This is a genomic window from Micromonospora sp. NPDC050200 (assembly GCF_040656135.1).
GTDB lineage: Bacteria > Actinomycetota > Actinomycetes > Mycobacteriales > Micromonosporaceae > Micromonospora.
In genome coordinates this window covers 31,763-53,871 of record NZ_JBFALG010000014.1, presented here as the reverse complement: position 1 = coordinate 53,871, position 22,109 = coordinate 31,763, and the positions used below count along the sequence as shown (strand labels likewise).

Genomic DNA, 22,109 nt, shown 5'->3' with positions numbered 1-22,109 from the left:
ATCCGCAAGCTCGCCGCGCTCGAGGACACCCACTGGTGGTACCGCGAGCGGCGCGCCCCGCTGGCCCGGGCGCTTGTCGGCGTACGGCTCAACGTGCCCAGCCGCAGGACCGGTGGCGCGCCGCGGGACGGCGACCCTCGTGATGGCGAACTGCACCAGTCGGCTCGCGAAGGTGCCACGTTCGCGGCCACTCAGTCGAGACAGAACTCGTTGCCCTCGATGTCCTGCATCACGAGGCACGACTCGTTGTCGCCATCGGCGCGCAGTAGTCGTACGCGTACCGCGCCGAGCGCGACCAGTCGTGCGCATTCGGCCTCAAGTGTGGCCAGGCGCTCTTCACCCACGAGCCCGGTGCCGACCCGCACGTCAAGATGCAGCCGATTCTTGACGACCTTGCCTTCGGGAACGCGCTGGAAGAACAGTCGCGGGCCCACACCTGAGGGATCACTGCATGCGAACGCTGAACCCTGACGCTCAGGCGGCAGCGCGCGATCGAAATCGTCCCAAGTAGCAAACCCCTCCGGTGGCGGCGGTACGACGTACCCCAACACCTCGCACCAGAAACGAGCGACGCGCTCAGGTTCTGCGCAGTCGAAGGTGACTTGGATCTGCTTGACCGACGCCATCGGCCCACCATAGAGGCGGGGTCTTTCGTCGTCTCCACGGGCCCGCCCCTGGCCAGGTTGTGGCGCATGCGGCCGACTCTTGAAGATGAGTGGGACCTTGAGCCGTGGGATGACGATCCTGAGCCGGGGACAAGCCGGGTCAGCGGGGTGCGGGGACCGCCCCGCGGGCCAGGGTGACCGCGCCGAGCAGCGCCGCGTCGTCGGCGAACCGGGACAGCACCACGTCTGGCCGGTGCGGCAGCACTTCGGCGAGCCGGTCGACGAGCAGCCCCCGGATCAGCTCGCTGCCGGCCACCCCGCCCACCAGCACCACCCGCTGCGGGTCGAGCAGCAGGCAGCAGGTGACCAGGTGGCGGGCCAGCTCGTCGACCCGGGCGGTCAACGCCTCCCGGGCCGCGCCCGGCTGCACCGCCGCCGCGGCCAGGCCGGGGGCGGCACCGGGCACGCCGAGCTCGTCGGCGAGCCGGTCCAGCGCCCGGCCGGAGAAGTCCAGCTCCAGCATGGTGCCGGGCCAGGGGCCGCCGACCACCGCGTACCCGATCTCGCCGGCCGCGCCACGATGGCCCGCCAGCACCACGCCGCCGACCGTGACCGCCGCCGCGACGCCGGTGCCGAGCCCGACGACCAGACCGGGGTCGGCGTCGCGCAGCGCGCCCAGCCGCAGCTCGGCCAGGGCGGCCGCGTTCAGGTCGTTGTCCACCGCCACGTGGGCCACACCGAGCTTGTCGCGGACCGCGTCGGCCAGCCGCAGCCGCTCCCAGCCGGGCACGTTCGGGGCCAGGTCGATGCCGTCCGGACGGACCACGCCGGGCGAGGCCACCCCGGCCGCCGCCACCGGGCCGCCGACCCCGGCGACCAGCTTCGCGGCCAGGTCCAGCGCCCGCTCCAGCGCCTGCGGCGCGCCCCGATCCGCATGCGTGGGGACGCGCTGGTGGGCCAGCAACCGGCCGTCGGCGTCGGCCACCCCGACCGCCATCTTCGTGCCGCCGAAATCGATGCCGAGCAGCAACCCGCCGGTACGGATGTCCGTCACGGCCCGCCCGGCCAGGCGCACGCTCACTGGACCTGCCTTTCGTTCGCGACTGCGGGGCTCGCGACCGCCGGGCCGCACGGCCGGCGGACGCCGCGCCGCTCACTCCTCGCGCTCACTGGGCTGACCTTTCGTTCACGACTGCGGGGCTCGCGACCGCCGGGCCGCACGGCCGGCGGACGCCGCGCCGCTCACTCCTCGCGCTCACTGGGCTGCCACCTTGGCGGCGACCGCGTCGAGCGCCTCGTCAGCGCGGTCGAGTCGGTCGCGTACCCCCGCCAGCCGGCCGGCGACGGCGTCGAAGGCACCGCCCAGCACGCGCACCTGGGCGCGGACGGCGGCCCCGCCCGGGCCGTCCACCTGGGCCCGATCGAGCACCAGATCGGGGCGGACGGCGGCGGCGATCAGGTCGGACACCGCGGCGTCGTCGAGCGGGCCGGTGAGTCCCTCGGCAGCCTGGCGTACCCCCTCGGGGGTCCAGGTGTCCGGGGCGCCGGCGCGGACCAGCCGGCCGACCACCGAGTGGGCGGCGCGGAACGGCACGCCGTGCCGGGTCAGCGCGTCGGCCGCCGCGGTGGTGGTGGCACCGGAGGCGACGATCTCCTCCCGGGTCGGCGGCGACAGCGGCTCCAATTCGGCGAGGAAGCCGCCGACCAGGGCGAAGAACCGCTCGGCGCGGTCGTTGCTCTCCCAGAGCCGGACCTGCACGTCGGTGGTGGCGTTGTTGGAGTCCTCCCACCAGGCGGCACCCACGTTGTTCAGCACCGAGGCGGCGTCGGCGGCGGCCGCGCCGGCGTACGACACCAGGTGCTCCAGCACCACCGGGTTGCGCTTCTGGGGCATGATGCTGCTGCCCTGGGTGAAGTCGCCGGGGGTGGCCACCCAGTTCCAGCTCAGCCAGTCCATCAGGGTCCTGGCCAGCCGGGCGCCGGTGGCCAGCGCCTGGGCGTTGAGCGTGCCCACCCGGACCAGGTGGTCGGCGCCCGCGACCGCCTCGTACGAGTTGGTGACCAGGCCGTCGAAGCCGAGCAGCTCGGCCACCCGGGCCGGGGCGATGTCCAGATCGGTGCCGGCGAAGGCGCAGGAGCCCAGCGGCGAGACGTTCAGCTGGTCGATCAGGTCGGCGTACGCGACGGCCTCCCCCGCGAGTGCCTCGGCGTACCCGGCGAGGGCGTGGCCGATGGTGGTGGGCTGGGCGGGCCGGCGGTGGGTGTACCCGGTGATCACCACGTCGGCGTACCGGTCGGCCTTCGCCAGCGCCGTCCGGCCGGTGGCCAGCACCCGGTCGAGCACCCCGAGCAGCTGGTGGCGCAGCAGCATCCGGAACACCCCGGCGTCCAGGTCGTTGCGGCTGCGGGCCATCTGCACGTCGAGGTCGGAGGTGGGGATGCCGCACGCTTCGGCGAGCCGCTTCTCCATCAGGTAGTAGGTGTCCTCAAAGCTGCCGTCGTACGCCGGCGCCGGAGCGGTGTCGGCGCGCAGCTCGGCCAGCCCGCGCAGCAGCCGGGCGCCCCGCTCGGCGGAGATCAGCTCCTGCTCGGTCAGCATCACCACGTGCGCCTGGCTGGCCCGCACCATCGCCGGGTAGAGGTGGCCGACGTGGTGGTCGTAGGTGGGTCCGAGGTGGTGCTGCTGGTAGGTGGTCAGCGCGGGTGTGCTCATGGCGGTTCCTTACTTCCTTCCAGGCCGGGGCGGGCGTGGTCGCGCTCCCCGGGGTTCGGCCGGTCAGTCGGTCAGGCCGAGCAGCCGTTCGGCGTTGCCGGCGAAGATCGCGCGGAGGTGCTCGTCGGGCATCCCCAGCTCGCGGCAGACCCGGAGCTGGTCGTCGAGGTAGCGGGTGACGTAGCCGCGCGGGAACCAGGACGAGTCGCTGCCGAAGACGATCCGGTGCGGTCCGATCGTCTCGTAGCAGCGGCGGAAGAGGTCCTCCAGCGTCAGCTTGTACGGCATCCAGCGCACCCACTGGTTCGAGCCGGAGGTGTCGACGTGGATGTTCGGGCAGCCCCAGGCGGCGAAGAAGAGCTCCTGCACGTGCTGGACGCCGAAGTGCGGCACCACCACGTTCAGCTCGGGGAAGCGGCGCGCCATCCGGGCCAGCTCCTCCGGGCCGCCGTACCGGCCGAAGCTCAGGCCGCCGGCGCTCCCGTAGTGGCCGATGTGGACCAGCACCGGCACTCCGAGGCGCTGCGCGGCGCCCCAGAGCGGGTCGAGGGACGCGTCGTCCAGCGGGCCGCGCAGCAGCGGGGCGAAGAGCTTCAGCCCGCGCAGGCCGCGCTCGACGACCGCGCGTTCCAGCTCGGCGGCGGCACCTTCGGCGTACGGGTCGTGGTGGGCGAAGCCGAGCAGCAGGTCCGGGTGGCGGTCGACCACGTCGGCGACGGTGTCGTTGCCGCCGCCGGTGACGAAGACGGCCCGGCGGACGTTCACCGCGCGCAACTCCTCGGCCCAGCGGTCGGCCTCGTCCTGCCAGCGCTCGGCGGGCGGCTCAGGGTCGGGGAAGCCCCAGGCCTGCCGCCACTGCCGGGCGTACGGGGCGGAGCCGGCGGCCCGGACCGCCCGCTGGTGTTCCCCGCCCGGGTGCATCCCGGCGGCGTGCTCGCAGGCGTGGATCGTCTCGTCGGCGCCGATCCGGAAGTGCAGGTGGAAGTCGACGATGTCGAGTCCGCGGTCGACGGTCATGATTCTCCCTCGGTCGGCAGCGGGTCGGCGGTGGGCGGGGCGGGCGGGGCGGCCGCCACCCAGGCGGCGACGATCTCCCGCAGCCGCTCCCCCGCGAGGGCGCGGATCGTGCGGCCGGCCTCTTCGGTGGCCAGCGAGACGTGCCCGGACCAGCCCTGCCAGGGGTCGGGGCGCGACTCGACCAGCACGTACGGATGGCCGACCGGCAGCTTCGGCTTCGGCGGCAGGTCGGTGGCGGCGGCGAGGCGTACCGCGCCGGGGTCGAAGCCGAGCACGCCGGACGTCTCGTACGCCCCGCCGTGCCCGCGCGAGACCAGCGGGCCGTGGATCTCGCCGGTCTCCGCCGGGGTGACCAGCTGGAACCAGTTCACCAGCAGCAGGCTGGCGGTCCGCCGTCCGGAGACCCACTCCATCGCGGCCCGGACGGTGGACATGTTGGCGTCGTGCCCGTTGACGATCAGCAGCCGGGGGAAACCGGCGGCCACGATCCCCTCGATCACGTCGGCCAGGTAGCCGACCGCGATCTCCGGCCGGATCGCCACCGTGCCCGGCCAGGGCCGGGTCTGCCCGGGGCAGGCCGCGTACGGCACGGCGGGGAAGAGCACCCCGCGCGGCCCGTGGTGATCGGTGGGCGTACCCCCGGAGGAACCGGCGGATTCGGCCGCGAAGCCCTCCGCGAGGATCAGGTCGGTGCCGAGCGGCAGGTGCGGGCCGTGCCACTCGACCGCGCCGACCGGCAGCACGGCGAAGTCCGCCGCCCGCGCCACCGCGGGCAGTTCGCCGCCGGGAATCCGGGCGGCGGGGACCAGCCCGCCGCCCGCGGGCCAGGTCAGGCCGTCCACTTCGCCGCCTCCCGGCTGGCCTTGCGGCCACTCTCCAGCCGGCCGGAGACCACCATCACCAGGAAGATCAGGACGACCTGGAGCATGCCGTACGCGGCGGCGGTGCCGACCTCGAACGAGTACATCCGGTTGTTGATCTCGACGGAGATCGGCGCGGTCTCCGAGGTGTAGATGAGCACCGAGGCGACGAACTCGCCCACACCGTGCACGAAGGCGAGCAGCGCGCCGGCCACCACGCCCGGCAGCATCAGCCGCAGGGTGACCGTGCCGAACGCCCGCCACCAGGACGCGCCGAGGTTGCGCGCGGCCTCCTCCAGCGACGGGTCGAGCTGCGCCAGCGCCGCCGAGCTGGACCGGAAGACCAGCGGCAGGAACCGCACGAAGTACGCCAGCGGCATGATCCAGAAGGTACCGATCAGCACCTGGCCGAGGCTGAACGCGTTGCCGGTGCTGAACGCCGAGATCAGGTTGATCGCCACCACCGTGCCGGGCAGCGCCCAGGCCAGCATGACCGCCACGTCGAGCAGGCCCCGGCCGCGGAAGTCCAGCCGGCGCACCGCGTACGCGATCAGCACACCGACCACGACGCAGCCGACGGTGGCGATCATGCTCATCTGCAGCGAGTTGACGATCGGCCGGTAGGCCCCCGGGTCGGAGAAGATCGTGACGAAGTTCTGCGTGGTGTACGAGGCCGGGATCACCTCGGTGGTCCAGGAGCCGTCCTGCGAGAAGGCGACCAGGGCGATGGTCGCCACCGGCGCGAGCAGCACGGCGGTGGCCAGCACCGAGGCGAGCAGGGCCAGCCACTTGCCGAACGGGTTGGTGATCTCCCGGCGGTGCGCGGCGACGCCCTTGGACTGGGAGCGGTAGCTGCGCCGCCCCTCGTACCAGCGCATGCCGAGCAGGAAGAGCACCGAGACCACGCCGAGCAGCGAGGCGTACGTGGAGGCCATCGGCAGGTCGCCGTTGGTGCGGTTGATGTAGATCTGCATGGTCATCGTCTGGTCCACCCCGAACAGCAGCGGGGCGGTGTACGAGGCCAGCGACGTCATGAAGACCAGCAGCGAGGCGGAGACCAGCGCCGGGGTGAGCATCGGCAGGAGCACCGTGCGCCAGACCCGGACCCGGCCGGCGCCGAGGTTGTACGCGGCCTCCTCGACCGAGGGGTCCATGCCGACCAGCGCGGCCGAGGCGGCCAGGTAGAAGTACGGGTACATGGTGAAGGTGTGCACCACCAGCACCCCGGCGATGCCGCTGAACGGCAGCACCGGCTCGGCGGTGCCGAGGAGCTGCTGGAGCCCGCGCGGCAGGATGCCCGTCTCGCTGTAGAGCAGTTGGAACGAGATCGCGCCGATCAGCGGCGGCAGCGCCGCCGGCACCAGGATGATCGCCTCGATCAGCTTGCGGCCGGGGAACGAGAAGCGCTTGAGCAGGAAGGCCATCGCCACGCCGACGATCCCGCAGAGCAGCACGCTGGCCGCCGAGATGATCAGCGAGGTGACCAGCGCGGAGCGGGCCACGCCGTCGCCGGTGAGGAAGGTGCCGTAGTTCTCCACCCCGTCCACCCCGACGCTCTCGGCGAAGGTGGCGAACATCGGCTGCACGACGTACCCGAAGAGGATCAGCGCCAGCGGCAGCACGAGCAGGTACGGGAACCAGGGCGAGTTGGCGGTGAAGGCGGTGCGGGACCGGCGCGCGCGGGGCGGCTCCCGGTCCTCGGTGACCGGCGGGACCGTGGCCGTGCTGGGGGTGGCGGGGATGGTGCTCACGCCATCACCTCAGTTCGCGACTGCGGGGCTCGCAAAACCGGCTCACTCCTCGCGCTCACGGCCGCACCACCCACATCCGCTCACGGGACAGCCGCAGCCCGACCTGGTCGCCCACCGACACGCCGGCCGGCACGTCGATCGCCGCGACCTGCACCGGCTCGCCGGCGACGTCGACCACGAGGTTGGTGGCCATGCCGGTGAACTCCAGCTCGGTCACCCGGCCGGTGAGCGCGCCGGCCTCGGTGGCCGAGGTGAGGCCGATGTGCTCGGGGCGGACGGAGACCAGCGCGGTCGCGCCCTCGCGCAGGTCGTGGTCGGCGGGGGCGGCCACGCCGACCTCCTCGCCGCCGGGCAGCGTCACGGTGACGGTCTGCGCGCCGGCGGACGCCACCGGCAGGCTGAGCACGTTGCTGCGGCCGATGAACCGGGCCACGAAGGCGGTCGCCGGCCGGTGGTAGATCTCCTGCGGGGCGCCGATCTGCTGCACCCGGCCGGACTGCATGACGGCGATCCGGTCGGACATCGCCATCGCCTCGGCCTGGTCGTGGGTGACGTAGATCGAGGTGGTGCCGGCCTCTCGTTGGATCCGGCGGATCTCCACCCGGGTCTCCTCGCGCAGTTTGGCGTCGAGGTTGGACAGCGGCTCGTCGAGCAGCAGCGTACGCGGCCGGATGACCAGCGCCCGGGCCAGCGCGACCCGCTGCTGCTGGCCGCCGGAGAGCTGGTCGATGCGGCGGTTGCCGTAGCCGGCGAGGTGGACCTGGCCGAGCGCCTCCTCGACCCGCCGCTTGGAGTCGGCCCGGCCGACCCTGCGGATCTTCAGGCCGTACGCGACGTTCTGCGCGACCGTCAGGTGCGGGAAGAGCGCGTAGTTCTGGAACACCATGCCGGTGTCTCGCTTGTTCGGCGGCCGGTTGGTGACGTCCTCCTGGCCGAACCGGATCCGCCCCGAGGTGGGGAAGTAGAACCCGGCCACCATGCGCAGGGTGGTCGTCTTGCCGCAGCCGCTCGGGCCGAGCAGGGTGAAGAACTCGCCGGCGGCGATGGTGATGTCGACGTTGTCGACGGCCGCGGTGTCGCCGGCGCGCGCGAAGCGCTTGCTCACCGACTCCAGCGTGACATCGATCATGATGTCTCTCCTTGCGTCCGGTACCGGGTCTGGCCGGTGGTGGGTGGCGGGCCAGACCCGGTCTGGCGGTACGTACGGAGATGCGGCGCCGGGCGTGGGAACCCGCCCGGCGCCGCCCCGGTCAGCCCTTGTTCTTGAGCTGGCTGTTCCAGTGGTTGATCCACTCGGTCTCGTTCTTGCCGATCACGTCCCAGTCGACGTTCATCGGGGTGAGGTTGAGCTGGGCCAGCCACTCCGGCTTCTGGGCGATGTCCACGGCCGGGATCTGGTAGTAGTCCTTGGCCAGGTCGGCGCGGAGCGTGTCGTCGAAGAGGAACTCGACGAACTTCTGCGCGCCGGTGCTGTTGCCGCCCTTGACCGCCGCCAGGCCGTCGACCAGCACCGGGGCGCCCGAGGCCGGCATCACGTACCCGAAGGGCATGTTGGACTGGTTGGCCTGGAGCAGGATGTCCTGGAGGTTCCAGGCGCTCAGCACACCCTGCTGGCGGGACATCTTCAGGTAGAGGTCGGTCGGGTTGGCCGCGTACGCGCCGGTGTTGGCGTCGAGCTTCTTCAGCCAGTCGTAGCCGGGCTGCGGGTTGCTGCCGTCCGGCGACTGCCGCTGGATCATCGAGGCGTAGATCGACCGCATGGTGCCGGAGGCCGCCACGTCCCGGATGATGATCTTGTCTTTCCACTCCGGCTTGAGCAGGTCGTCCCAGTCCTTCGGGGCCTGCTCCGGGGTGAGCGCCTTGTTGTTGTACATGATGACCTCGGGCAGCAGGATCTCGCCGAACCAGCGACCCTCGGGGTCCTTGTACTTGGCGTCCATCTTGGCGGCGAACGCCGGCTGCCAGGAGGTGAGCAGGTCCTCGGAGGCGCCGGCGGCCAGGCCCTGCTGGGTGCCGCCCCACCAGACGTCGGCCTGCGGGTTGGCCTTCTCGGCCCGGACCCGCTCCAGGATCTCCTGGGCCCCGAGGTTGAGGATCTCGACCTTGCCCTTGTACTCGGGGTATTTCGCGGTGAACTTGTCGACGACGAAGGTCGAGACCTTCTTGTCGCGTGCCGTGTAGATCGTCAGCTTCTCGGTGCCGCCGGCGGCCGCGTCGTCCGAGCCGCCGCCGCAGGCGGTGCCGGCGGCGAGGACGGTGGCGAGCGCTCCGGCGAGGAAGAGTCGACGTCTCATGGGGTGGTACCTCCGAGGGGTGTGGGGGGAACTGCGTTGTTCGGGAAGAAAGGTCAGGGCGCCGGCAGCAGGGTGGGCAGACCCGCGGCGGCGGCGGAAAGGGCGTAGCTGACCGCGCCGTGCAGCACGGCCCGGTCGCCGAGGATCGCGCGGCGGACCTCGGTGGCGCTCGGCGCGGCGGCGGCCACCAGCGCCTGGAGCCGGTCGACGGCGGCGGCGTCGAGCTCGGCGGCGGCGCCGCTGAGCAGCACCCGGCCGGGGTCGGCCACGCAGACGCAGGAGACGATCAGGCGGGACCAGGCGTGCAGCACCTCGTCCAGGTACGCGGCGGCCCGCTCGTCCGCGCCAGCCAGCTCGACCAGCGCGCGGACCGGCGACTCGGGCCGCCGACCGGGGGCCAGGGCGACCACCCGCTCGGCGATCGCGTTCTCCGACCAGCGCGCCTCGAACGGGCCGACCCCGTCGTGCCCGCGGTCGGCCGGGTCGAGCGGCAGGAAGCCGACCTCACCGGCGGCGCCGCCGGCGCCCCGGCGGACCTGGCCGTCCAGCACCAGGCCGGCGCCGATGCCGTCAGCGACGTGCAGCAGGAGCAGGTCGGCCACGTCGGCGCCGGCCCCGGCGGCGTGCTCGCCGGCCGCCATCAGGTTGACGTCGTTGTCCAGCACGACCGGCACGCCGAGCCGCCGCTGTACCGACTCCCCTATCGGCCGCCCCTCGACCAGGCCGACCGAGGGGGCGAGCCGGACGGCGCCGCCGGAGGAGACCCCGGGCGCGGCGATGGCCACCCCGCGCAGCGCCGGCAGGCCGTCCCCGGCCAGCTCGGGCACCGACCGGCAGATGAGGTCGACGATGTCGCCGGTGAGCCGGACGGTGCGGTGGGCGACCACGGCACCGTCGCTGTCGGCGATCTCGCAGGTGATCCGGGAGGGCTCCAGCGAGACCGCCGCGACCAGCTCGGCGCGGGGGTTGAACTCCAGCATGGCCCGGGGGCGGCCGGCCCGGGACGCCCCGGGACCGCGTTCGATCAGGTAGCCCTCGGCGATCAGGCCGCGGACGAGCGGCGTGAGCGTGGCGGGACTCAGCCCGGTGAGCTCGGTCAGCTCGGCACGGGAGAGCACCCGCACCTGGCGGGCGGCGGAGATCACGGAGAGCCGCTTGATCTCCTTCGACCGCTCCCGGCTCACCGGGCTCGTCGGTGGTGTCACCACGTCAGTCACACTTCCTTCCTACGGCGAACGAACTATTGAGTCAAGTAACGAATGCGTCTCGACCGACCGACAGTGGGGCGAAGAGCAGGGGAAACGTTCTCGACAGGCGCTACGTCCGGTTGGCCGGGCGCAGCCGTGCAGGGAACCAGACGACCTCACAGCGTGGAGTTTGTTTCTTTCGCAAAGGAAGAAAGACTTTGCAAAGCATTGACGGGCCGCCGCGCCGGTCCCTAGCGTCACCGGGCGAAGGCCTTCCAGTGTGTACGGACACCCGTACCGCTGCGCACCCCGGTGACGCGGCGCCCGTCGGCGCCCGCCGTCCCCTCGCCCACCACCCGCCGTCCGCGCGACCCCACGCCGACGCCGCCAGGCGTACGGCGTCGATGGTCGCTGCGCGGACCACGCGATACCGCGGAAGGATCTGTATGCGTCTCACGGCGTTCCTGCTACCCACGGCGCTCGCCCTGGCCCTCTCCGGGACCCCCGCCCTCGCCGCCCCCACCGACCGCGCCGACGCGCGGCCGACGGACACGGTCGACCTGGACGTGCTCTTCGTCAGCGCCCACCCCGACGACGAGGCCGGCAGCCTGGCCACCCTCGGCCAGTGGAAGGAGAAGTACGGCACCAGGGCCGGCGTCGTCACCATCACCCGCGGCGAGGGCGGCGGCAATGCCGTCGGCCTCGAAGAGGGACCGCCGCTGGGCATCATCCGGGAGCGCGAGGAGCGCACCGCGATCGGCCGCGCCGGGGTGGAGAACCTGTACAACCTGGACCGGGTCGACTTCTGGTACACCGCCTCCGCGCCGCTCTCCGAGCGGATCTGGGGGCACGACGACACCCTCGGGCAGATCGTCCGGGTGATCCGGCAGACCCGCCCCGAGATCGTCATGACGATGAACCCGTCACCCACCCCGGGCAACCACGGCAACCATCAGCAGGCCGCCCGGTTCGCCGCCGAGGCGTTCCACGCCGCCGCCGACCCGCGGGCCTTCCCCGAGCAGCTCTCCGCCGAGGGGCTCAAGCCGTTCCGGGCGGCGAAGTTCCTGCGTACGGGTGGGACCGGCGGGTCCTCGGCCGGCCCGGAGTGCGCGTCGAGCTTCACTCCCACCGTCCCGACCGACCAGGTCTTCGGGGTCTGGGAGGGCACCCCGAGCAGCACCGGGAAGACCTGGGCCGAGGTCGAGGTGGACGCCCGCCGGGAGTACGTCACCCAGGGCTGGGCCGGCACCGCCGCCGCCCCCACCGACCCGGCGAAGATCCGGTGCGACTTCTACACCCTGGTCGACAGCCGCGTCCCGTACGACCCGGCGGACACCTCGCCGGAGGCGATCCTGCGCGGTTCGGTGCTGCCTGCGGTGGCCGGCGGGCTGCCGAAGGGCACCGAGCTCTACCTGACCACCAGCCGGTTCGACCTCGTCCCCGGCGAGACGGTCGAGGTCACCGCGCACGTGCGGGCGCCCCGGGACCGGGCGCTCACCGCCCCGACGGTCACCCCGCGCCTGCCGCAGGGCTGGACCGCCACCGGCACGGGCGAGCTGCGCAGCGGCGTGCCGGCCGGGACGGAGCGGACCGCCACCTTCACCGTGACCGTCCCCGCCGACGCCGACACCAACCAGCAGCGGCTGCTCGGGGCCACCCTGACCACGGGGCAGGGCACCGGTCGCACCGACCGGGCCGTCCGGGTGGTCGCCGACGTGCGCGGCACCCTGGAGCCGCTGCCCGAGGTGGGGCTGTTCCGCGACTGGGCCGGCGACAGCGGCTACCCGCAGCTGGACACGCTGATCAAGCCGGTGCTGACCATCGGCTCCGGTAAGAGCCGGTCGGTCCGGATCGACCTGCGCAACCACGGCGAGGCCGCGCAGGGTGGCACGGTCACCCTCGGCCTGCCGGCCGGCTTCACCGCCGACGCGGCGACGAAGAGCTATGCCGAGCTGGCGCCCGGCGCCACCGGCACGGTCACCTTCACCGTGGCCAACACCGACGCCACCCTGCCGACCGCCAACGAGGGTGGCTCGGACGGCGACTACGGGATCACCATCACCACCACCAGCGCCGCCGGCAGCACCGTGGAGACCGGCGCCCTGGAGATCGTGCCGACCAGCGACGTCCCGCACACCGGCCACGACCACGCCGTCGACGGAGTGGCCGCCCCGGGCGAGTACCCCGGCGGGGAGCTGGACCTGTCCCGGATCTGGGAGGGGCAGGCCACCACGCCGCAGGACGCCTCGGCGACCGGCCGGATCGCCTGGACCGAGGACGCGCTGAAGGTGTTCGTGCAGGTCACCGACGACGTGCTCGGCAAGAAGGTGGTGCCGCAGGACTGCAAGCGGCAGCGGCGCACCGACAGCGTGGAGATCATCGTCGACCCGAAGGGAAACTCGGCGGACACCTCCACCGTCTTCAAGGCCGGCATCTTCCCGGTCACCGACGACCCGGCCAGGGGTGACCCGCCCTGTTGGCAACGGGACGCCGACAACCGGCAGGGGCCGGGCGCGACGACCGCGCCGGGGATGACCGTGGTCAGCAAGGTCAGCGCGCCGTACGCCGGTTACACCATCGAGGCGAGCATCCCGTTCGCGGTGCTGCCGGACGCGGTGGACCCGGCACGGATGGGCTTCAACGTGCTGGTCTACGACTCGGACACCCAGGATCTGAGCTCCCAGTCGCGGCTGGGTTGGTCCACCTTCACCGGCGTCCGGGCCGACCCGTACCGGTACGGCCTGGTGACGCTGCCCGGCTACACCCCCGCCCAGCGCGGGGCGAGCGCCCCCGTCTTCCCGGACACCGCGGCGCGCAGCGTACACAGCCCGCAGACCGTCGCCCAGTCCGCCGTGGACGGGATCGCCCCGGCCGCCGTACCGCGCCTGCCGGAGTCGGCGCTGCGGCTGACCGGCCAGCGCCGGGTCACCGGCGGGGTGGAGGTGACGCTCCGGGCCGACCGCGCCGGCACGGCGTACCTCTACGCCTGGGACGGCGACCGCTCGCGCGGTGACCGCAGCGTGGAGCTGACCGCCGGCTCTCCGGTGACCGTCCTGGTCCCGGTCGTCGAGGGCACGCCGGCGTCGCTGCTGGCCGCCTTCGAGGCCGACGGCGCCGCCCTGGCCCGCCAGATCCCGCTGAGCTGACGGATCGGCAGCGAGGGGCCCCGCCGAGGCGGCGGGGCCCCTCTGCCTAAGGACTCAGCGGAGGCGGTGGACGGCCACCCGGGAGTTGGCGTGGCGCAGCTCCGCGAGGGTGGCCAGATCCGGGGGGACCCGGGGTCGACCACGCGGTCGACGACCAGCCAGCGGACGCCGTACCGGTCGCGCGGCTCGGCCAGACCGGCGGCGGTGGGCGCGGTGAACGCGGCTTCGTTGGGTCGCGGGGGACCTCAGGCGCCGCAGGTGGTGTCCGGCAACCCCGGCACCCGCACCGGCGACCGGCCGCCCGGGCGCTGCCGGCCGGCGAGCACGTCGGCCAGGGCGGTCATCGAGGTACGGCTGGAGGAGTAGGTGGCCAGCAGGGTCGGCGACGTCGCCTTCTCCAGCACGTACGGGGTGTCCATGGCCACCGTCACCGCCGCGTCGGCGCTCAGGTCGCCCGCGTCGTCGCCGTAGCCGACCAGGTGCACCTTCGTGCCGCCGCTCGGCACCACCGTCACCCCGGCCGCGGTCAGCGCCTCGGTCAGCGCGGCCCGGGTGCGGTCCCGGCCGGCGGAGGAGGTGACGGTCACCGGACCGCGGACCGGGGCGCCGCAGGAGCCGCGCAGCACGGTCACCGCCGCCGCCGCGAGGTCCTGCGCCGCCTTGCGGTGCTCGGCGCTGTTCAGGGTGGACATCGCCGGGGCGGGCCGGTCGGCGAGCTGGAACTTCATGGTCAGCACCCGGGTGGCGGCCTCGACCAGCCGGGCCCGGGGCAGCGACCCGTCGCGCAGCGCGGCGAGCAGCCCGTCGTACGCCTGACCGACGTGCGGCGTCATCAGGATCAGGTCGTTGCCGGCCAGCAGTGCCCGGACCGCGGCCTCGCCCGGCGACCAGCGCTTGGCCGGCGCCATGTTCATTCCGTCGGTGATCACCACGCCCTCGAAGCCGAGCTGCCCGCGGAGCACGTCGGTGAGGAGCTTGCGGGAGAAGGTGGCCGGGGTGCCCGGGTCGATCGCCCTGACGTCGAGGTGGGCCGACATCACCGCCATCGCCCCGGCGTCGATGCCGGCGGCGAACGGCGGGAAGGCGGTGGCGTCGAGTTCCTGGCGCGGCTGGCCGATCACCGGCAGGTCCTCGTGCGAGTCGGCGGCGCTGAGCCCGTGGCCCGGGAAGTGCTTGACGCTGGCCGCGACGCCGGCGCTCTGCAGGCCCTTCACCGCGCCGGCGACCTGGGCGGACGCCCGCTGCGGGTCGGACCCGAAGGAGCGGGAGCCGATCACCGTGCTGCGGGTGACCAGCACGTCGGCGACCGGGGCGAAGTCGAGGTTGATCCCCATCGCGGCCAGCTCGGTGCCGGCGGCCCGCCAGGCGGCCTCGGTCAGCGCCGGATCGTCGGCCGCCCCGGCGGCGAGGGCGCTGGGCAGGGTGGTCACCCCGTCGGTGATCCGGGTCACCACGCCGTACTCCTGGTCGGTGCCGATCAGGAAGGGCGCCGGACCGGCGGGGAGGTTCGCCGCGGCGGCGCGCAGCCCGGTGGTGAGGTCGCGGACCTGTGCCGGGTTGTCGACGTTGGTGGTGGCCTGGTTGCCGGAGGTCGGGTCGTCGGCGCTGAAGCCGACCAGGATCACCCCGCCGAGGCGGTACTTCGCGACCATCTCGGCGGGGGTGTCGACCCCGGCGAGGGTGCGGTTGCCGGCGGCCGAGGCGGGGGTGACCTTCGTGGCCGAGCTGCCGTACGCGTAGGGCATCAGCACCTGGCCGACCAGGTCTTCGTCGGCGAGCGTGCCGACCAGCGCGGCCGCCCGGGCGGCCGGGTCAGTGGCGGCCGGGTCCGGGGCGGAGGAGGCCGACGGGCCCGAAGCCGGGCGGGGCCATTCCGGCTCCGCCGCGCACCCGGAGACGAGCAGCGCGGTCAGGGCGGCGAGGGCGACGCCGGCGCGTCGCGGTGAGGGGGACACGCGGGCAATCAAACCCGTTGCCAACTTGTCGGGGCAACCTGTCCCGTGGGCCGCTCGGGGGGACGTGCCGGTCCGGACCCGGGTGTCCGGGTGCGCCGCCGGGCTCAGCCGACCCGGGTGAGCAACGTCACCGGGGCGCCGTCCCCGGCGTGCCGGTAGGGCTCCAGCTCGGCGTCCCAGGCGGTGCCGAGCGCCTTGTCCAGGGCGTGCGCCAGCGCCTCCGGGGCCCGGGCGGTCGCCATGATGCTGCGCAGCCGATCCTCGCCGAGCTGGATGTCGCCGGCCGCGCCGACGGTGGCCCGGAACAGGCCACGGCCCGGGACGTACATGAAACGCTCACCGTCGGCGCCCGGACCGGGCTCCTCGGTCACCTCGAAACGGATCATGGGCCACTGCCGGAGGGCAGCAGCCAGCTCGGCGCCCGTCCCCGGGCGACCGGTCCACCCGCACTCGGCCCGGCGGGCGCCGGGGTCGACGGGCTGAGCCGTCCACTGCAGGTTGACCGGCGCGACGAGGACGCGCGCGATCGCCCACTCGACGTGTGAGCACACGGCGAGCGGGGTCGAATGGACGTATACGACGCCACGCGTTGGCACGGTGACCTCCCGGAGAGCGAGGTGCGTCTTCCCCTACGACCTCGGCCAGCCGGGTGGCTTCGCAACACATGATGACTGGTGTGACGGATGGTGCGCCAGGGAATCGGAAAATTCGCCGGCCGGAATAGCCGGGTGGGTGACCTCGGTTGTGCCCCTCGGACAGGCACGGTGACCAGCCAGGCGTCGTGGTCGTGTACAGTTCTCTGGGCGGTTCTGTGCCGCCGCACATCTTCGCGGGCTGAGGCTCATCCGGGCGTCACCCCGCACAAGCCCCCGGACGTCATCGTCCTTCCGTACGTCTTGCAAGGAGTACCTCCGTGGCGAGCAACACCTCTAAGACCGCGCGCGCGTCAGTCCGGGCCGGCCAGGCTGGCCAGGGTGGCGCCCTCAGCGTGCTGGGCGAGTTCAAGTACCTCATCCCGCTCAACGGCGGCAAGAACGCCTACGTGCGGAACCTGACCAACGGCAAGACCGTGCACCTGCGCACCGACTCCGAGGCCTTCGTCGAGGAGATCCGGGTGCTGGCCGCCGCCGGCCACGCCGCCAAGATCCGCGTCGAGATCAACGCCCTCGCCGCGACGCACCCGGGCGACGGCTGGGACAAGACCGAGAAGCGTCTCGTCGAGGCCGGCGTCTTCGAGGGCTGAGCCCTCCCCCCGAGCCACACCTGGAACCGCCCGTCGGGTCACCCCGGCGGGCGGTTCCGCCTTTCCCGGGTACGCCCCGATCCCGCCGCCGGGCCCGCCGGACGCCGGATCTTCCCGGCCACCGGGACCGGGCGGGAGCGGGGTTGGGTCAGCGGTCGAGCAGGGTGACCTCGCCGGTGGCCAGGTCGTAGAGGGCGCCGACCACGTCCACCCGGCCGTCGGCCACCGGCCCGGCGAGCAGGTCGTCGGCGCCCAGCGCGGCCACCGTGCGCAGCACGTGCCGGCGTACCGCCATCGGGTGCGCCCGCGGGTCGTCCGCGCCCACCTCGGCCACCGCCGGGGCGATCTGGTCCACCAGGTACGCCAGCGAGCCGCCCGGCCGGTCCCCGGTGCGCAGCGTGTCCACCGCCGAGGCGACCGCCCCGCAGCGCTCGTGGCCGAGCACCATCACCAGCGGCACCCCGAGCTGGCCCACCACATATTCGATGGAGCCGCAGACCGCCCGGTCCAGCACGTGTGCGCCGGTGCGGATCACGCAGATCGACCCGAAGGTCTGGTCGAAGATCGCCTCCAGCGGGACCCGTGAGTCGATGCAGCCGAGCAGCACCGCGTACGGCTGCTGGTCGCCGGAGGCGACGGCCGCGGCGGCGGTGACGTCGTGGCCGTGCACCGGCTGGCCGCTGACGAAGCGGCGGTTGCCGGCGAGCAGCTCGGCCAGCGCGGACCGGGGCGTCCGCGCCGCTCCCGCGCTCGAACCGGTCATGGCCCCAGCCTGGTCACGGATGCGACCTCGCGGGGGCGGGTTTCGAATCTTCTCACCACCACGGTTGGCGTGGTCTCATGACGGGTAGCCGGTGTCACCGCCGGGTTGACCCGGTGCGTGGGGACCGGGCGGCCCGGGGAGGCGGCGATGCCGGAGCACCAGCAGGTACGGCTGCCCGACGACGTGCGCCTGCACGTCGAGGTGACCGGGCCGCCGGACGCCGAGGTCACCGCGATCCTGCTGCACAGCTGGACGCTGGACGGGCGGGCCTGGCACCGGCAGCTCGCCGACCTGACGGCACGCTTCGGCGCGCGGGTCCGGGTGGTGACCTACGACGCCCGCGGGCACGGCCGGTCCAGCTGCATGGCGCTGCGCACCGCGACCCTGGCCCAGCTCGGCGACGACCTCGCCGCGGTGGTGGACGCGGTGGCCCCGACCGGCCGGGTGGTGCTGGTCGGGCATTCCATGGGCGGGATGACCGTGATGGAGTACGCCCACCGCCACCCGGAGCACTTCGCCGCCCGTACCGCCGGGCTGGTCTTCGTCTCGACCACCGCCGAGGGGCACACGCACACCGTGTACGGCCTGTCGCCGCGCATCGCCCGGCTGATCCGGATCGCCGAGACCACCGGCGCCGGGGTGCTGGCCCGGTGCGGGTCCTGGCGCCCGCCGCGGGCGCTGCTGCGCGCGCTGCGGCCCAGCATCCGCTGGATGCTCTTCGGCGACCGCTGCGACCCGTCCGACATCCGCCTGGTCACCTCGGCGGTGGCCCGCGCCTCGCTGCGCTCGATCGGCGGGTTCCGCGCCTCGATCGGCGCCCAGCACCGGCTGGAGACCCTGGCCGAACTGGCCCACCTGCCGGCGGCGGCGCTGGTCGGCGACCGGGACCGGCTCACCCCGCCGCCCTGCGCGGAGTCGATCGCCGCCGCGCTGCCGGTGACCGAGCTGACCGTCTGCCCGGGCGCCGGGCACATGCTGATGATGGAACGGCCGGACGAGGTGAACGCCGCGCTGGCCGGGGTGCTGCGCCGGGTGCTGGCCGGCTCGACGGAGCCGACGCCGGCCGGCTGAGCGGCCCGTGGAGGGTGTCCCAGGTCGCGGGGCGCGGCATGGCCCCGCCGCGAGGTGGGAGGCTGCCCGTACCCTCATTCCGCCTGGCGTACGCCCGCGCCCGGCCGCCGCCGTCGCACAGGAGCCCTCACGTTGACCGACCAGACCACCCTGGAGCAGGAGATCGCCGCCGAGCAGCGGCATCTCGACCGGGTGTACGCCCGCCTGGCCGAACTGCGCCGCTCGGCCGCGCAGGCCGAGAAGGAGGGCTACCGGCTGGCCCGGGTGGGCAACTTCGGCGCGCTGGTCGAGCGGGACGCGATGGTCTTCCACGCCGCGCAGCGGCGGCACGTGCTGGACGCCGAGCACGAGGGGCTGGTCTTCGGCCGACTCGACCTGCGTACCGGCCAGGTGCTGCACGTGGGCCGGCTCGGCGTGCGCGGCGAGAACGCCGAGACGCTGGTGGTGGACTGGCGGGCCCCGGCCGCCGCCGCGTTCTACCAGGCGACCCCGGCCGAGCCGCTGGGCGTGGTGCGGCGGCGCACCATCCAGTCCTCGGCCGAGAAGGTCACCCGGATCGAGGACGACCTGCTCGATCCGGAGTCGGCGCCGGCCGACCTGGCGGTGGTCGGTGACGGTGCCCTGCTGGCGACCCTGTCCAGGGCGACCGGTCGGGGGATGCGCGACATCGTGGCCACCATCCAGCGGGAGCAGGACGAGGCGATCCGCTCCCCCGGCTCCGGGGTCACCATCGTCTCGGGCGGCCCGGGCACCGGCAAGACGGCCGTCGCCCTGCACCGGGCGGCGTACCTGCTCTATTCCGACCGCAGCCGGTACGCCGGCGGCGGCATCCTGGTGGTCGGCCCGTCCTCGGTCTTCGTGGAGTACATCGCCTCGGTGCTGCCCTCGCTCGGCGAGGAGACCGCCACCCTGCACTCGCTGGGCTCGCTCTTCCCGGGCATGTCGGCGACCCGGACCGACCCGCCGGAGGTGGCGGCGGTGAAGGGCTCGCTGCGGATGCGGCGGCTGCTGGAGCGCGCGGTACGCGACGCGGTGCCGGGCGGCCCGGACGAGCTGCGCCTGCTCTACCGTGGCGAGCTGCTCCGGCTGGAGCGCCGCGAGCTGGACGGCATCCGGGACCGGGCGCTGTCCCGGGGCGGCCGCCGCAACGAGGTGCGGCGGGTCGCCTTCGACGCGGTCCTCGCGGCGCTGTTCGGGCAGGCCCGCCGGCTGGCGATCCCCCGCCTGCCGGAGCAGCGCGCCGTCGAGGACGAGATCATCGACCGGCCGGAGTTCCGCGAGTTCCTCAAGGCGTGGTGGCCCCGGCTGCACCCGCGGCACGTGCTGGGCTGGCTGGCCCGGCCGGAGCGGCTGCGCCGGTACGCCGGCGGAATCCTGTCCCGGGCGGAGACCGCGCTGCTGTCCGAGGCGTACCGGACGCTGGACGCGCAGGGGCTGACGGTGGCCGACATCGCCCTGCTCGACGAGCTGGACGCGCTGCTGGGCAAGCCGGTGCGGCCGGCCCGGGCGAAGCGCGACCCGTTCCAGCTGGCCGGCGGCGTACGCGAGCTGAGCACGTTCGCCGACCGGCAGCGCGCGTCCCGGGCGGCGGCCCGGGAACGCCCGGAGGACTACCGCGACTACGCGCACGTGGTGGTGGACGAGGCGCAGGACGTGTCGCCGATGCAGTGGCGGATGATCGGCCGGCGCGGCCGGCTCGCCTCCTGGACGGTGGTGGGCGACCCGGCGCAGACCGCCTGGACCGGCGACCCGCAGGAGCTGGACCGGGCTCGGGACCAGGCGCTGGGCCGGCGCCGGCGGCACCGGTTCGCGCTCACCACGAACTACCGCAACTCGGCGGAGATCTTCGCGGTGGCGGCGGCGGAGATCCGCCGGCTCTACCCCGACCTGGAGCTGCCGACGGCGGTCCGCTCCACCGGCGTGGAGCCGGTCGCGCTGACCGTCGGCGCGGACCGGCTGGCGTCGGCGACCGTCGAGGCCGTCGACGCGCTGCTCGGCGAGGTGGAGGGCACGGTCGGCGTGATCACGCCGGTGCCGCGCCGCGACGAGGTGGCCGGCTGGCTGGGCGGGCGGGGCGGTTCCCGGCTCCAGGTGGTGACCAGCCTCCAGGCCAAGGGCATGGAGTACGACGGCGTCGTGCTGGTCTGCCCGGCCGAGATCCGGGCCGACCCCGGCTCGGGGGTACGCACCCTCTACGTCGCCCTCTCCCGGGCCACCCAGCGCCTCACCACCATCGACCCAACCCCCTGACCGCCCCCGCCCCGCCCTCCCACCCCGCCCTCCCACCCCGCCCGGAATCCGCGCACTTTCCGAGAAAGAGTGGCCATTCCGCCCGCGGAGACCACTCTTTCTCTGAAAGTGCGGCGCATCGGGGGCCGATTGCCGGGTTAGTTGCATACATAGCGATGTGAGCATAGGTTAGGTCTGGTCGGCGGTGGCGACGGAAGGTGTGGGCGTGGGCGCAGGGCATGAGCACCACGGGTCGGTCGCGAACGCGGCGCACCGCCACCGGGGGCGGCTCTGGGCGGCCTTCGCGCTGCTCGCCGCGCTGATGGTGATCGAGGCGGTCACCGCGTTCGGCACCGGCTCACTGGCCCTGCTCTCCGACGCCGGGCACATGTTCACCGACGTGCTCGGCATCGGCATGGCCCTGGCCGCCATCACCGCCACCACCCGCCGCGACGGGGACCCCCAGCGCACCTTCGGGCTCTACCGGCTGGAGGTGCTGGCCGCGCTCGCCAACGCCGTCCTGCTCAGCGGGGTGGCGATCTACGTGCTGATCGAGGCGGTACGCCGGTTCGGCAACCCGCCGGAGGTGCGTACCGGCCCGATGCTGGCGGTGGCGGTGCTCGGCCTGCTGGCCAACCTCGTCGCGTTCGCCCTGCTCCGCGAGGGCGCGCAGGAGAGCATCAACCTGCGCGGGGCGTACCTGGAGGTGCTCGGCGACCTGCTCGGCTCGCTCGGCGTGATCGGCGCCGCGCTGCTCATCGCCGGCACCGGCTGGTGGTGGGCCGACCCGGCGGTGGCGGTGGCGATCGGCCTGTTCATCCTCCCCCGCACCTGGCGGCTCGGCCGGGCGGCGGTCCGCATCCTGGTCCAGGCCGCCCCGGAGCACCTCCAGGTGACCGCCGTGCACGACCGGCTGACCGCCGTCCCCGGCGTCGCCGAGGTCCACGACCTGCACGTCTGGACGCTCACCTCCGGCATGGAGGTCGCCTCCGCCCACCTCACCATGGCCCCGGGCGCCGAGGTCGGCACGGTGCTCGCCGCGGCCCGGAGCGCCCTGCACGAGGACTTCCACATCGAGCACGCCACCCTCCAGATCGAGCCGGGCGCCGCCCCCGGCGCGTGCGGCCAGGTGGAGTGGTGACAAAATCGGGCACCTGTTATCCCGTTATGTCACCTACACCACGATTACCTCCAGTACCCTCAGTCACGAAACGGGCGGGTGTCACACCCGTACCGGTAGGCTCGGTCCCGGCCTCCGCCAGGCGGCACCCACCG

At 73.7% G+C, this 22,109-nt stretch carries 17 protein-coding genes; 5 read left to right on the top strand and 12 right to left on the bottom strand.

Annotation, left to right across the window (positions count from 1 at the left end):
- Positions 1–191: 191 nt before the first annotated feature.
- From AB0I41_RS12235 to AB0I41_RS12195, 9 genes are all read right to left on the bottom strand, one after another.
- A complete protein-coding gene (locus AB0I41_RS12235; protein ID WP_357105452.1) occupies positions 192–626 on the bottom strand; it encodes a VOC family protein in 435 nt (144 codons plus the stop codon).
- 139 nt (positions 627–765) lie between these two features.
- Entirely contained in the window at positions 766–1,686 is a 921-nt protein-coding gene (locus AB0I41_RS12230; protein WP_357105449.1) for an ROK family protein, read from the bottom strand.
- 174 nt (positions 1,687–1,860) lie between these two features.
- Positions 1,861–3,318 (bottom strand): lyase family protein, encoded by a 1,458-nt coding sequence (locus AB0I41_RS12225; RefSeq protein WP_357105446.1) that lies wholly within the window; start codon positions 3,316–3,318, stop codon positions 1,861–1,863.
- Between the two features lie 63 nt (positions 3,319–3,381).
- Positions 3,382–4,335 (bottom strand): amidohydrolase family protein, encoded by a 954-nt coding sequence (locus tag AB0I41_RS12220; protein WP_357105443.1) that lies wholly within the window; start codon positions 4,333–4,335, stop codon positions 3,382–3,384.
- Positions 4,332–5,177, bottom strand: coding sequence for a creatininase family protein (locus AB0I41_RS12215; protein ID WP_357105440.1), 846 nt, complete (start codon positions 5,175–5,177; stop codon positions 4,332–4,334). Before AB0I41_RS12215 ends, AB0I41_RS12220 begins: the two co-directional genes overlap by 4 nt.
- The gene (locus AB0I41_RS12210) at positions 5,165–6,946 is read right to left on the bottom strand and encodes an iron ABC transporter permease (protein WP_357105437.1); all 1,782 of its coding nucleotides are present in this window, start codon (positions 6,944–6,946) and stop codon (positions 5,165–5,167) included. The genes AB0I41_RS12215 and AB0I41_RS12210 overlap by 13 nt, the downstream gene beginning before the upstream one ends.
- Positions 6,947–7,001: 55 nt before the next feature.
- A complete protein-coding gene (locus AB0I41_RS12205) occupies positions 7,002–8,075 on the bottom strand; it encodes an ABC transporter ATP-binding protein (protein ID WP_357105434.1) in 1,074 nt (357 codons plus the stop codon).
- Positions 8,076–8,196: 121 nt separating this feature from the next.
- Positions 8,197–9,240: an extracellular solute-binding protein gene (locus AB0I41_RS12200; protein ID WP_357105432.1), complete on the bottom strand. Its 1,044-nt coding sequence runs from the start codon at positions 9,238–9,240 to the stop codon at positions 8,197–8,199.
- A 53-nt stretch (positions 9,241–9,293) separates the two neighbouring features.
- Positions 9,294–10,457 carry an ROK family protein gene (locus tag AB0I41_RS12195; RefSeq protein ID WP_357105429.1) on the bottom strand — a complete coding sequence of 388 codons (1,164 nt, stop codon included), beginning with the start codon at positions 10,455–10,457 and terminating at the stop codon, positions 9,294–9,296.
- 416 nt (positions 10,458–10,873) lie between these two features.
- Between AB0I41_RS12195 and AB0I41_RS12190 the strand changes: the two genes are divergently transcribed.
- A complete protein-coding gene (locus AB0I41_RS12190; protein ID WP_357105426.1) occupies positions 10,874–13,573 on the top strand; it encodes a sugar-binding protein in 2,700 nt (899 codons plus the stop codon).
- 245 nt (positions 13,574–13,818) lie between these two features.
- Here AB0I41_RS12190 and AB0I41_RS12185 read toward each other — a convergent pair whose 3' ends face one another.
- On the bottom strand, positions 13,819–15,537 hold the full coding sequence (locus tag AB0I41_RS12185) for a glycoside hydrolase family 3 protein (protein WP_357105665.1): 1,719 nt from the start codon (positions 15,535–15,537) through the stop codon (positions 13,819–13,821).
- A gap of 95 nt (positions 15,538–15,632) precedes the next feature.
- On the bottom strand, positions 15,633–16,124 hold the full coding sequence (locus AB0I41_RS12180) for a DUF3145 domain-containing protein (RefSeq protein ID WP_357105423.1): 492 nt from the start codon (positions 16,122–16,124) through the stop codon (positions 15,633–15,635).
- A 317-nt stretch (positions 16,125–16,441) separates the two neighbouring features.
- Between AB0I41_RS12180 and AB0I41_RS12175 the strand changes: the two genes are divergently transcribed.
- On the top strand, positions 16,442–16,771 hold the full coding sequence (locus tag AB0I41_RS12175; protein WP_357105420.1) for a hypothetical protein: 330 nt from the start codon (positions 16,442–16,444) through the stop codon (positions 16,769–16,771).
- A 148-nt stretch (positions 16,772–16,919) separates the two neighbouring features.
- Here the strand turns inward: AB0I41_RS12175 and AB0I41_RS12170 are convergent, their stop codons facing one another.
- Positions 16,920–17,534, bottom strand: a complete 615-nt coding sequence (locus AB0I41_RS12170; RefSeq protein ID WP_357105417.1) for a carbonic anhydrase — start codon at positions 17,532–17,534, stop codon at positions 16,920–16,922.
- Positions 17,535–17,681: 147 nt separating this feature from the next.
- Between AB0I41_RS12170 and AB0I41_RS12165 the strand changes: the two genes are divergently transcribed.
- From AB0I41_RS12165 to AB0I41_RS12155, 3 genes are all read left to right on the top strand, one after another.
- Entirely contained in the window at positions 17,682–18,605 is a 924-nt protein-coding gene (locus AB0I41_RS12165) for an alpha/beta hydrolase (RefSeq protein ID WP_357105414.1), read from the top strand.
- Between the two features lie 132 nt (positions 18,606–18,737).
- Positions 18,738–20,855 (top strand): AAA family ATPase, encoded by a 2,118-nt coding sequence (locus AB0I41_RS12160; RefSeq protein WP_357105412.1) that lies wholly within the window; start codon positions 18,738–18,740, stop codon positions 20,853–20,855.
- 205 nt (positions 20,856–21,060) lie between these two features.
- On the top strand, positions 21,061–21,975 hold the full coding sequence (locus AB0I41_RS12155) for a cation diffusion facilitator family transporter (RefSeq protein ID WP_357105409.1): 915 nt from the start codon (positions 21,061–21,063) through the stop codon (positions 21,973–21,975).
- The last annotated feature ends 134 nt before the right edge of the window (positions 21,976–22,109 follow it).